Origin of the sequence: Pseudomonas sp. TH21 (assembly GCF_016651025.1) — a bacterium.
In the GTDB taxonomy this organism is placed as follows: Bacteria; Pseudomonadota; Gammaproteobacteria; order Pseudomonadales; family Pseudomonadaceae; genus Aquipseudomonas; species Aquipseudomonas aylmerensis.
This window is the reverse complement of sequence record NZ_JAEKEQ010000001.1, coordinates 2,609,834-2,620,824: the sequence shown is the minus strand read 5'-3', so window position 1 is coordinate 2,620,824 and position 10,991 is coordinate 2,609,834. Positions and strand designations below refer to the sequence as shown.

The 10,991-nt window shown below is 65.5% G+C and carries 10 protein-coding genes; 5 read left to right on the top strand and 5 right to left on the bottom strand.

Features of this window, described 5'->3' with window-relative positions:
* Positions 1–3: 3 nt before the first annotated feature.
* Both JFU04_RS11550 and JFU04_RS11545 read right to left on the bottom strand, forming a co-directional pair.
* Complete coding sequence (locus JFU04_RS11550) at positions 4–441, bottom strand: carboxymuconolactone decarboxylase family protein (protein WP_065906237.1); 438 nt, start codon at positions 439–441, stop codon at positions 4–6.
* 122 nt (positions 442–563) lie between these two features.
* Positions 564–1,469: a LysR family transcriptional regulator gene (locus JFU04_RS11545; protein ID WP_106804244.1), complete on the bottom strand. Its 906-nt coding sequence runs from the start codon at positions 1,467–1,469 to the stop codon at positions 564–566.
* A 214-nt stretch (positions 1,470–1,683) separates the two neighbouring features.
* Between JFU04_RS11545 and JFU04_RS11540 the strand changes: the two genes are divergently transcribed.
* Positions 1,684–2,082 (top strand): helix-turn-helix domain-containing protein, encoded by a 399-nt coding sequence (locus JFU04_RS11540; RefSeq protein ID WP_065906233.1) that lies wholly within the window; start codon positions 1,684–1,686, stop codon positions 2,080–2,082.
* A gap of 58 nt (positions 2,083–2,140) precedes the next feature.
* A complete protein-coding gene (locus JFU04_RS11535) occupies positions 2,141–4,903 on the top strand; it encodes an ATP-binding protein (protein ID WP_201144122.1) in 2,763 nt (920 codons plus the stop codon).
* Here JFU04_RS11535 and JFU04_RS11530 read toward each other — a convergent pair.
* Together JFU04_RS11530 and JFU04_RS11525 are read right to left on the bottom strand one after the other, a co-directional pair.
* On the bottom strand, positions 4,850–6,373 hold the full coding sequence (locus tag JFU04_RS11530; protein ID WP_201144121.1) for a winged helix-turn-helix domain-containing protein: 1,524 nt from the start codon (positions 6,371–6,373) through the stop codon (positions 4,850–4,852). The genes JFU04_RS11535 and JFU04_RS11530 overlap by 54 nt on opposite strands.
* A 95-nt stretch (positions 6,374–6,468) precedes the next feature.
* Positions 6,469–7,419, bottom strand: coding sequence for a GlxA family transcriptional regulator (locus tag JFU04_RS11525; RefSeq protein ID WP_120448306.1), 951 nt, complete (start codon positions 7,417–7,419; stop codon positions 6,469–6,471).
* A gap of 181 nt (positions 7,420–7,600) precedes the next feature.
* On the opposite strand from JFU04_RS11525, the gene JFU04_RS11520 reads away from it, so the two are divergent.
* Both JFU04_RS11520 and JFU04_RS11515 read left to right on the top strand, forming a co-directional pair.
* Positions 7,601–8,323 (top strand): pirin family protein, encoded by a 723-nt coding sequence (locus JFU04_RS11520; protein ID WP_201144120.1) that lies wholly within the window; start codon positions 7,601–7,603, stop codon positions 8,321–8,323.
* Positions 8,324–8,468: 145 nt separating this feature from the next.
* Positions 8,469–8,894: a hypothetical protein gene (locus JFU04_RS11515; protein WP_201144119.1), complete on the top strand. Its 426-nt coding sequence runs from the start codon at positions 8,469–8,471 to the stop codon at positions 8,892–8,894.
* 61 nt (positions 8,895–8,955) lie between these two features.
* On the opposite strand, the gene JFU04_RS11510 is transcribed toward JFU04_RS11515, so the two are convergent.
* On the bottom strand, positions 8,956–9,960 hold the full coding sequence (locus tag JFU04_RS11510) for a quinone oxidoreductase family protein (RefSeq protein ID WP_201144118.1): 1,005 nt from the start codon (positions 9,958–9,960) through the stop codon (positions 8,956–8,958).
* Positions 9,961–10,061: 101 nt separating this feature from the next.
* Here JFU04_RS11510 and JFU04_RS11505 point away from each other — a divergent pair, with 101 nt between their 5' ends.
* Positions 10,062–10,925 (top strand): LysR family transcriptional regulator, encoded by an 864-nt coding sequence (locus tag JFU04_RS11505; RefSeq protein WP_106804251.1) that lies wholly within the window; start codon positions 10,062–10,064, stop codon positions 10,923–10,925.
* Positions 10,926–10,991: the final 66 nt, after the last annotated feature.

Here is a 10,991-nt window from a genome sequence, read left to right as displayed (position 1 = left end):
GGCTTACTTGGGCATCTTGCGAAAACCCACCGCGAGGCGGTTCCAGCTGTTGATGGTGGCGATGGCCACGCTCAGGTCGACCTGCTCCTGGGCGCTGAACTCGGCGGCGAGTGCATTGAAGTCCTCATCCGGCGCGTGGGTCTGGCTGAGCAGGGTCAGGCTTTCGGCCCAGGCCAGTGCGGCGCGCTCACGCGGGGTGAAGAACGGCGTTTCACGCCAGGCCGACACGGTGTACAGGCGACGCTCGGTCTCACCGCCCTTGCGGGCATCGGCGGTGTGCATGTCGAGGCAGAAGGCACAGCCATTGATCTGCGAAACACGCAGGCGGATCAGTTCCAGCAGGGGCAACTCGATGGACAGTTTGCCGACAGCGGCTTCCAGGGCGAGCATGGCTTTCATGGCGTCTGGGGAGGCGGTGTAGAAATCGGTACGCGCTTGCATGGTGGTTCTCCGGAACGGTGGGGGTTGATGGCTAGGTTAGTGACCGGAGGTGGTGGGAGGAATATCCAATTCCGGGGAAGAATGGGTGACCAATTCCTGGTGGGCTGGGCCCACCTCCTCAATCAAGCCCCCGCCATGTGCTCCGAAATTCTCGCCCGCAACCACCGCTCCGCCGGGTCATTGTCATGCACCCCGCTCCACACCATCGACAGCTCCGCTGCCTCTATCGCAAACGGCGGGTCCTCGGCCCGCAGCGACGTGCCCTCGGTCAACGCGCAGGCCGCGTAATCCGGCACTGTGGCGATGATCTGCGTGCCCGCCAACAGCGCACGCAACCCACTGAACTGCGGCACCGCCAGCACCACCCGGCGGGCCCGGCCGATACGCGCCAGGTCCAGGTCAATGTTGCCGCTCAAATCCCCCGAGAACGACACCATCGCGTGCGGCCGCTCGCAGTAGTCGTCGAGGGTCAGCGGCGCCACGCCGGCGTCGCCGCGCAGCACCTTGCAGGGAATATCGCGCAGCTTCTTGCGCTTGGCATTCGCCGGCAATTCAGTGGTGTAGCTCACCCCCACCGTGATCTCGCCACTGGCCAGCAGCGACGACATCAACAGGTAGTTGGCGCGACGCACCACCACGATGATGCCCGGCGCCTCTTCGCGCAGTTGGCTGAGCAACGGCGGGAACAGGCCGAACTCGGCGTCGTCGGAGAGGCCGATGCGAAACACCGCGCAACTGGTGGAAGGGTCGAAATCCTTGGCGCGGCTGACCGCGCCGGAAATAGTGTCCATGGCCGGTTGCAGCTCCTTGAGTATCGCCAGCGCCCGTGGCGTGGGTTCCATGCCCCGGCCGTTGCGCAGCAGCAACGGGTCGTCGAACAGGTCGCGCAGGCGCCCGAGTGCCGCACTGACCGCCGGTTGGCCCATGAAGAGCTTTTCGGCGACGCGGGTCAGGTTCTTCTCGAACATCAGCGCTTCGAAAATCACCAAGAGGTTCATGTCGACGCGGCGCAGGTCGTTGCGGTTCATGGGGCAATCCAAACGGCTGAAAGGCCCACAGATAAGCACGCGAGCCGCCCGTGGTATTGCATGGCTGTGCTGTCTTTTCCGCCGGTTTTTGCCGCCTGAGCTGGCAAAATTAACAACGATTAACTCGTCAGCCAGACGGTCCGGCGCCAAGAATGCAGCGGTCTACACTGCATCCATTCACCGGGAACGCTCCCATCGACTGCGGATATCTGTCATGGCCCGACTTGAGTACTGTGCTCCCCGCTTGCCCGCGACCGGCGGCCTCTGCCCCCGGCGCGAGCGCATTGCCAAGCAATTGATCCTCGCCAACCTCGGCGAAAGCCTGGCGATTGCAGACCTGGCCCAGGCCTGCGCGCTGTCACGCAGCCATTTCTCCCGCGCGTTCAAGTGCACCACCGGGCTGTCGCCGCAGGAATGGATTCGCCAGCAGCGCATCCAGCGGGCCAAGGAACTGATCACCGGTTCCGCCCTGAGCCTGACGCAGATCAGCCTCGAATGCGGCTTCTGCGACCAGGCGCATTTCTGCCATATGTTCACCCGCAGCGAAGGCGTCAACCCGATGACCTGGCGAAATCACCAATTGCGTCACAAGCCCGACGTGATCGCGGCCTAGTGGTGGCGGCGCACCTGGCCTATGCTGGCCGCACTCCTTTTTCCGAGCATGGCGCGCCATGAGCGACCTCAGCGACCAGGCCGTACATTTCGGCCCCTACCGCGTCCATCCGCGCCAACGCCTGGTGCTGGAGGCCGGCCAGCCATTGCGCCTGGGCCGGCGCGCGCTGGATATCCTGCTGATCCTGCTGGAGCAGGCCGGCAACGTGGTGAGCAAGCAGGCCTTGATCGCCCGGGTCTGGCCGCACAGCGTGGTGGAAGACGGCAACCTGCGGGTGCACATGGCCGCGTTGCGCAAGGCATTGGGCGACGGCCAGGCCGGGCAGCGCTATATCGTCACGGTGGCCCAGCGTGGCTACAGTTTTGTTGCGCCACTGAGCATCGAACCGATGACCTTTCCGGCTGATGGCACCCCGCAAGCCCAGGGCCATAACCTGCCACTGCGGCGCACCCGCGTGATCGGCCGCCAGGCCTTGATCGACCGCCTGGTGCAACAGCTGCCGCAACAGCGCTTTATCACCCTGACCGGCGCCGGCGGCATCGGCAAGACCACCGTCGCGCTGCGCGTGGCCGAACTGCTGATCGGACATTACCGCGACGGCATCCACCTGCTGGACCTGGCGCCCCTCAGCGCACCGGCACTGATCCTGCCCAACCTCGCCGCCCTGCTCGGCCTCACACACGTCGAGCATGAACCCCTGGACACCTTCGCGCGCCGCCTGCAGGAACGCCAGTGGCTGCTGGTGATCGACAATTGCGAGCACCTGCTGGACGACATCGCGCTGATCAGCGAAAGCCTGCTGCGCCATGCGCCCCGGCTGCATATCCTGGCCACCAGCCGCGAGGCCCTGCGCGCCGAGGGCGAGTCGGTGCAACGCCTCGACCCCCTGGCCTGCCCGCCCGCCACCGGCAATCGCGCCCAGGCCATGGGCTACCCGGCCCTGCAATTGCTGATCGAGCGAGCCAGGTCGCACCAGGACCGCTTTGAGCTGAGCGAAGCCGAACTGCCGTTGGCGATTGATATTTGCCAGCGCCTCGACGGCATCCCGCTGGCAATCGAGTTGGTGGCGGCACAGATCGCACGCTTCGGCCTGCCGCGCCTGCTGGTGCAGATGGAAGACAACTTCCGCCTGCTGACCCGTGGCCGGCGCAGCGCCCTGCCCCGTCATCAGACCTTGCGCGCCACGCTGGATTGGAGCTTCGACCTGCTGACCGCGTGCGAGCAGGTGTGCTTGCGCCGCCTCGCGGTGTTCCGTGGCGGTTTCAGCCTGGCCAGCGCCGCGGCGGTGATTGCCGGCGAGCAGATTGCACCGGCCGAGGTGCTGGGCTCGATCACCCAGTTGGTGGCCAAATCCTTGCTCAATGTGGAGCCGGGCGATGACGAGATGGTCTATCGCCTGCTGGACATCACCCGTACCTACGCCCTGGAAAAGCTCAGCCTCGCCAACGAGCTGCACGCCACGCGCGAGCGCCATGCGGTGCGCTGCCTGACGCTGATGGAGCAGGCGCAGGACGACTGGGAGTTGATCGCGACCAAACCGTGGCTCGACCGCTACGCGCCACTGCGCGAGGACGTGCGTGCCGCGCTCGACTGGGGCCTTGCCGAGGGCGGCGAACACCTGCTGGCGATCCGCCTGACGGTCAGCGCCATGCCGCTCTGGCAAGAGTTGTCGCTGGTCAGGGAACATGCGATGTATGTCGACAAGGCGCTGGCGCTGATGGCCGAGGCCAGTGCGCCCTGCACGCAATTGACGATGCAGCTGCAATTGGCCCTGGGCAGCCTGTCCTATCACGCGTTGGGCGGCGCACCGCGGACCATCGCCGCGTTTGCCAGCGCCAGGCGCCTGGCCGAGGAACGCCAGGACCTCGCCGGCCAATTGCGTGCGGTCTCCGGCTACATGGCGGTCAACCTGTGCGCAGGCCATTATCGCCAGGCACAGGCGCTGAGCGTGCAATTCGATCACCTCGACCCGCGCACCGAACCGCTGCTGGAGCTGAGTACCCAGCGCCTGCACGTGCTGGCGCAGCATTACACCGGCAACCAGGCACTCGCCCGGCACACGGCCGAACAGGTCATCCAGCGCATGGCGCACAGCGGCTCGCTGAATCGCTTTGCCTATCGCTTGGGCGTGCAATATGACCAGAGCGTCGCCTCACTGACGGTATTGGCGCGCATCCTGTGGTTGCAGGGTTTTCCCGAGCGCGCCTGGGCCGTGGCCAGCCAGGCGCTGGAGTTGGCGCTGCAGATCAATCACGGCACGTCGATCTGCTACACCCTGGCCCTGGCCGGCGTGGTCATTGCCCGCTACAACGGGGATGACGAGGCGGCGCAGCGCCTGCAGACGCTGCTGCTGGAGCAGTCCCACAAGCATTCGGTGCAGTTGTTCCAGACCTGGGCGGGGCACTACGCCGGGATTCCCGGCCACCAGGACCTGCAGGGCCTGGGGCTGATAGACGACATCCTGATCACGTTCGGCGCGCGTGTCGTCGATGAGCAAGCGTTCGAACGCGCCCGCACGGGGGCAGCCGGCTGGTGCGCCGCCGAAGTGATCCGCGTGCACGCCGAGGGCATGGCCGACACCGGCACCGCCGAAGCGCTGCTGCTCGAAGCCCTCGGCCTGGCTAATCAGCAAGGCGCGCTGGCCTGGGAACTGCGTTGCGCGACCTCATTGGCACAACGCTGGCAGCAGCAAGGTCGCCTGCAGCCTGCGCGCGATCTGCTCGGTTCAGTCTACGGGCGCTTTACCGAAGGCTTTGCCACCCGCGACCTACTGCGCGTACGCCGCCTGCTCGACGAGTTGCAGGACAAACGTCCGGCCTGAAAACGCCCCCAGATAATGCCCATACCCCTGCTGCAACCGTGCCACCTGCGCCGGATCGCGCAACTGCGCGAGGGCGTAGCTGCGGGTGCTGTTGAGCAAACGATAACGCGCGGGCCCCGGGCCCGGCTCGACGTTCAGCAATGAGGTACTCACCAGTCGCCCCAGCAGGTAGGCAAGGTCGGCGTGTTCCAGCTCGGTGCCGGCGACCAGCACGCTCAAGGACGGCAAGGTCACGGCCATTTTGAACAAGCCCAATTGCAGGAACAGCCAGCGCTCCGGCAGGCTCAGGCGCTCGTAGCTCCAGTCCAGGGCAGCGGCCAGCGATTGGTGGCGCTCCACGGCCGTGCGTCGACCGCGGCTCAGCGTCTGTATGCCGCTGCGCAGCTGCGCCTGTAAACCGCGCACGCCCAGGGCGTCGACCTGGGCGGCCGCCAGTTCCAGGGCCAGGGGAAGGCCGTCGAGGCGTCGGCAGATGTCGCGCAGGGGTGCCAGGTCCTGGGGGCGCAAATCATAGTCCTGCTGACTGGCACGTACGCGGGCGACGAACAGTTGCACCGCCGGGCAAGCCATCGCGTGGTCGACGCTGCCCAATACCGCCGGTGCAGGCACCGCCAGCGGCGGCACGCGCAGCACCCATTCGCCAGGCACGTGCAAGGCTTCGCGACTGCTGATCAGCACGCTGACCTGCGGCGCCTGCTCGTGCAGCGCGCGCACCAGATGCCGGCAGGCACCCAGCAGCGGGTCAACGCCGTCGAGCACCAGCAATAACTGCCGGCCCGCCAGTTGGCGGCATAGTTCGACGGGGCTACGGGTGGGCACCAGGTGCAGCACTGTGGCCAGGTGCTGTAGCAGCATTGTCGGCGCCTGCACGGTGGCGAGGTCCACCCACCACACGCCGGCGCGATAGCGTGGCAATACGCGCTCGGCCAGCGCCAGGGCCAGGGTGCTCTTGCCGACGCCGGCACAGCCGGTGAGGGTCATCAGACGCTGCCCGGACAGGCGCCGCACCAGCACACCGAGCAATTCATCGCGCCCCATCACCGGGCTGAGCCGCGTCGCCAGATTGTGCCGGGGCAACTGCGACGACAGCTCGCCGTGCACCGGCGCAATGAAACAGTAGCCGCGCTGGGGATCGTTGAGGATGCAGCGTTGCCCGTCGAGGGCACGGCGCAAGGCGGCGATGTGCACGCGCAAGTTGCTTTCCTCGACCACGCTGCACGGCCAGACGCGCTCGATCAGCGTGGCCTTGCTGATGAACTGCCCGGGCGCCTCGAGCAGCACCGCGAGGATATCCAGCGCGCGGCCGCCCAAGGGCACCGGCCACCCGGCCTTGCTGAGCAGCCGCTGTTGCCGGTGAAAGGCATAGGCACCGAAACGCACCGTGCCGTTCGCATCCATCGCCTGAAGGTTGTTCATCGCTGTCATCGCGCTGGAACACCCGGCCTTGGGCGTTTGCGCGTCCTGTTCCATGGGCCTGTGGCTATCTTGCCACTTGGCGATGACAGGACAATGCTGGCACGGGGAGCGACACGGACATTCGAGTGCGCGAGACGGACATCCTGACGCTAACTGAACTGCTGCCGGTATTGGGTCGGGTTGAGACCGAGCTTTTCACTGAACAGAAAACGCATATGCCGCACGCTGCCAAAACCTGCGTGGAAGGCCACGGTCTTCAGCGGCAGGTCGGTGGCCTCCAGCAACTGGCGCGCGCGGTCGATACGCGCGCCCTGCAGGAAGGCCATGGGCGTCATCTGCACCTCCTTGGCAAACAGCCGCGCGAAGTGGCGCGCACTCATGCCCGCCAGCGTGGCCATCGACTCGATGCTGAAGGGCTGGTCCAGGTGGTCGAGCACGTGCTGCTGCACGCGGGTGATCGCGGTTTCCTGGGGCGCGACGGCGGCTGTCATCGGGCTGAACTGGGCCTGGCCGCCCTGGCGCTTCATGACCACCAGCAGCACCTTGGCCACGTCCACCGCGACCTGCTTGCCGTGGTCCTGGGCCACAATCGACAGCGCCAGGTCGATACCGGCCGTGACCCCACCAGAGGTAATCAATCGCCCGTCCTGCAGGTAGATGCGGTCCGTCTCGACGATGGCCTTGGGGAAGGCCTTGATCAGGCGCTCGGTGTAGTGCCAATGGGTGGTCACGCGGTGATGATCGAGCAGGCCGGCATGCCCCAGCACAAACGCTCCGGTGCAGATCGACCCAAAGCGCCGGGCACGCGGCGCGGCCTCTTGCAGCCAGGGCAACAGCGCGGGATGGCATTCGTTATAGGCACCGGGCCCGCCGGGCACCAGCAGCAGGTCGTAGGCCGCGTGCGCCTGGCCCAGCGCCAGGTCGGCCTGCACCACCACCCCATTGGAGGCGCGCAACGGGCCAGGCTCGGTGCCGATGGTGAGTATCTGGTAGTGGTCGGCCGCAGGCAGGTAGCGGTTGGCGATGGAAAACACCTCGAGCGGCCCCGCCATGTCGAGCAGGAGGAAGTCCGGAAACAGCGCCATGGCCACGGTTTTCATCAAGCGGGAGACCTATAAGGAAGGGAAAGCGTCAGCCATTATGGCACGTCGATTACTGTCAACCTCAAGGAGACAGTTATTCAGATTTCATCTCCTTAATGAATCCAACAGTAACCAGTAACCTTCTTCTCAACGCCAGCGCCCTGCATCTCGCAGCCCGCGCTCACTTGAGGACACCACCATGCTGACCCTTCGCAAAGCTTCGGAACGCGGCGCCGCCAATCACGGTTGGTTGAAGTCGTTCCACACCTTCTCGTTCGCCAACTACTGGAACCCCGCCGAGCAAGGTTTTTCCGACCTGCTGGTGATCAACGATGACCGTGTCGCCGCCGGCAAGGGCTTCGGCCAGCACCCGCACCGCGACATGGAGATTTTCTCCTACGTGCTCGAAGGCGCCCTGGAACACAAGGACACCTTGGGCACCGGTTCGGTGATCCGCCCCGGCGACGTGCAACTGATGAGCGCCGGCAGCGGTGTGGCCCACAGCGAGTTCAACCACAGCCAGAGCCGTGGCGTGCACTTCCTGCAGATCTGGATCGTGCCCGCCGTGGCCGGTGCCGAGCCGCGCTATCAACAAGAGCATTTCAGCGCAGCGCAGAAACGCGGACGCCTGCAGTTGATCATTTCGCCGGACGGTGCAGACGGTTCCCTCAGCGTGCGCCAGGACGCACGGGTGTATGCCGGGCTGTTCAATGCTGACGAAAGCGCCACCCTGGACTTGCCGCCAGATCGCCATGTGTACGTGCATGTGGCCCGAGGCAGCGTTGAGGTCAACGGCCAGCGCTTGCAGGAAGGCGACGGCGCCCGTGTGCGGGATGAGCGGCAGATCAGCCTGGGCCACGGCGAGGATGCCGAGGTGCTGGTGTTCGACCTGCGCCCCAATGAGCTGCCGCAGATGCCATGACCGGCTCGGCGAAGGTCCGCGCAAGCGGGCCATCGCTGGCGTCGATAGTCACCATCAGCCCAATGAAGTTCTCTTAAAAAATCCAACGCGTAACATCAAACCCATACCGGCAACAACCCAACTAAAACACTCGGAGCACACTCACATGAAACGCCAAATCTTGCTTAGCCTCGCTTTCTCGGTACTTGCTGCAAACGCATTTGCTCACCCTGTCGTCGCTGAAGGCGGTGCGGATCGCCTGATCGAAAGCCGTGTTGCAGAGGGTGGTTCGGACCGCCTGCAAGGCAACCGTTTCGCTGAAGGTGGCGCTGATCGCCTGCAGGAACGCGGCCTGGCGGAAGGCGGCGCGGATCGCCTGCAGGAACGCGGCCTGGCTGAAGGTGGTGCGGATCGCCTGCAGGAACGTGGCCTGGCTGAAGGCGGTGCGGATCGCCTGCAGGAACGTGGCCTGGCTGAAGGCGGTGCGGATCGCCTGCAGGAACGCGGCCTGGCTGAAGGCGGTGCGGACCGCCTGCAGGAACGTGGCCTGGCTGAAGGCGGTGCGGATCGTCTGCAAGGCAACAACGCATAATCCCGCGCTGTTGGCGGGAACCCCAAACCGGCCTGATCAGCCGGTTTTTTTTCGCCTGTCATTAATCCAAGTCGCGGTCCACCCACAGCACCGCCTTGCCGATCTGTTGCCGAGCCTCGATACGCGCATGCACCTGCTGCACGGTTTCCAGGCGGTAGTAGCCTTCGATCTCCACGCTCAACGACCCTTCGAGCATTGCCGCGAACACCGCATTGGCGCGGCGCTGCACCGTCGCCCCGTCGGCCATATGGTCGGCCAGCCGTGGACGGGTCAGGAACAGCGAGCCGGCCTCGCCCAGCTCAATCGGATCGAGGTCGGTCAGCGAGCCCGAGACATTGCCGTAATTGACGATCAGTCCGCGTGTGCGGCAGGCGCGGAAGCTGTCACGCAGGGTACTTTTGCCCAGGGAATCGAACACCACGTCCACCCCCTGCCCGTCGGTGACTGCCAGGACACGCTCGACAAAGCCGCCATCATCATAGGTCCAGGCCTGGTGGGCGCCGCGCTGCAGGGCAATCGCGCATTTTTGTGCGGTGCTGCCCGTGGTGAACACGGTCGCCCCCACGTGCCGGGCCATCTGCACCAGCAACTGGCCGATGCTGCCCGACGCGGCGTGTACCAGGCAGGTGTCGCCCGCCTGCAAACGGGCCACATCCTCAATCAAGTAGTGGGCCGTGCACCCCTGGAACATCGCCGCAGCAGCCTGATCGAAGGTGATCGCGCTGGGTATCTGCGCAACCTTGTCGACCGGCACCAGCGCGTATTCGGCATACGCGCCCCAGGCGATGCACCAGGCCACGCGGTCGCCCACGGCCAAGTGATGCACGTCCGCGCCGACCTCCACCACGACACCGGCGCCTTCCATGCCCAAGGTACAGGGCAGGCGCACCGGGTACGTGACTGATTGGGCGTACTTGCCCTGGCGCGTGTGAATGTCCATGAAATTGATCCCGGCGCAGGCCACCTTGATCAACACGTGGCCCGCGCGTATCAGCGGCTTGGCCGCATCCAGCTGCAGTTGCGCGACATCCGGGCCGCCGTAGGTTTGCAAGGTGATGGCTTTCATCCAGGAATAACTCCAGTGCACGGGGAAGCGGCCATGGTAAAAGGACGCAATCCGTTGGAATATTCCCCAAACCATCCCAGCCTCTGTGCGGAAATAACCCGATGTTCGATTGGCAGGATCTGTATTACTTCACCGTATTGGCCCGCAGCCAGTCGCTGTCGGCCGCTGCCCGCGAGTTGCAGGTGGAGCACGCCACGGTGGGCCGCCGGGTCGACGCCCTGGAAAAAGCCCTGGGCGTGAAACTGGTCGACCGCTTGCCGCGCAGCCGCCCTCTCACCGCCCAGGGCCTGGCGCTGGCCGAACTGGCCGCCGGCATGGACGAGATGGCGACCCAGGTGCTGCGCCTGTCGCGGGTGGCGTCCATCGAAATGGCTGGCACGGTGCGGGTCAGCTGCCCGCCGTCCATTGCCAATTACTGCATCGCCCCGCATGTGGCGCGCTTGCGTGCCGAGTATCCGCAACTGAACCTGGTGCTGATGCCCTCCACCCACTTGGCCGCGCTGGACAAGGGCGAAGCAGATATCGCCCTGCGCACGCTGCGTCCCGATGAAGACGCGCTGGTGCGCAGGAAGGTCGGCGTGGTGCGCTTCGGGCTGTACGGTCCGCCGGTGCTCCAGCAACTGCCCACCGAACAGTGGACCTTCATCGCCTACGACAGCAGCCGCGACCACCTGCCCCAACAGGCATGGATGCACCAACTGCGCGGCCCGCGCGAGATTGCCTTTGCCGCCAGCGAGCTGATCACCCAGCAAATGGCGGCCAGGGCCGCAGTGGGTGTGGTGGTGCTGCCGACGCTGGTGGGCGATCACGACCCGCAATTGGTCAAGCTGCCGACGGCGACCGAGGGTCCGCAGCGCGATATCTGGCTGACGGTGTACCCCGATATGCGCCGCTCGCCGCTGGTGAAGGTGGTGATGGAGTTTCTGGTGGGGTGCATCGAGGGCGAAATACAGCTAAGACGGTGACCCGCCTGAGTGCGTTCTCATCGGCGCATCTTCCAGGAGCTGTGGGAACCCGTCTCAACCCCGCCG

Bases quoted from the DNA above. Each gene is read 5' to 3' on its own strand.
- JFU04_RS11550 (WP_065906237.1), bottom strand. From the start codon at position 441: ATGCAAGCGCGTACCGATTTCTACACCGCCTCCCCAGACGCCATGAAA.
- JFU04_RS11545 (WP_106804244.1), bottom strand. From the start codon at position 1,469: ATGAACCGCAACGACCTGCGCCGCGTCGACATGAACCTCTTGGTGATT.
- JFU04_RS11540 (WP_065906233.1), top strand. From the start codon at position 1,684: ATGGCCCGACTTGAGTACTGTGCTCCCCGCTTGCCCGCGACCGGCGGC.
- JFU04_RS11535 (WP_201144122.1), top strand. From the start codon at position 2,141: ATGAGCGACCTCAGCGACCAGGCCGTACATTTCGGCCCCTACCGCGTC.
- JFU04_RS11530 (WP_201144121.1), bottom strand. From the start codon at position 6,373: ATGGAACAGGACGCGCAAACGCCCAAGGCCGGGTGTTCCAGCGCGATG.
- JFU04_RS11525 (WP_120448306.1), bottom strand. From the start codon at position 7,419: ATGAAAACCGTGGCCATGGCGCTGTTTCCGGACTTCCTCCTGCTCGAC.
- JFU04_RS11520 (WP_201144120.1), top strand. From the start codon at position 7,601: ATGCTGACCCTTCGCAAAGCTTCGGAACGCGGCGCCGCCAATCACGGT.
- JFU04_RS11515 (WP_201144119.1), top strand. From the start codon at position 8,469: ATGAAACGCCAAATCTTGCTTAGCCTCGCTTTCTCGGTACTTGCTGCA.
- JFU04_RS11510 (WP_201144118.1), bottom strand. From the start codon at position 9,960: ATGAAAGCCATCACCTTGCAAACCTACGGCGGCCCGGATGTCGCGCAA.
- JFU04_RS11505 (WP_106804251.1), top strand. From the start codon at position 10,062: ATGTTCGATTGGCAGGATCTGTATTACTTCACCGTATTGGCCCGCAGC.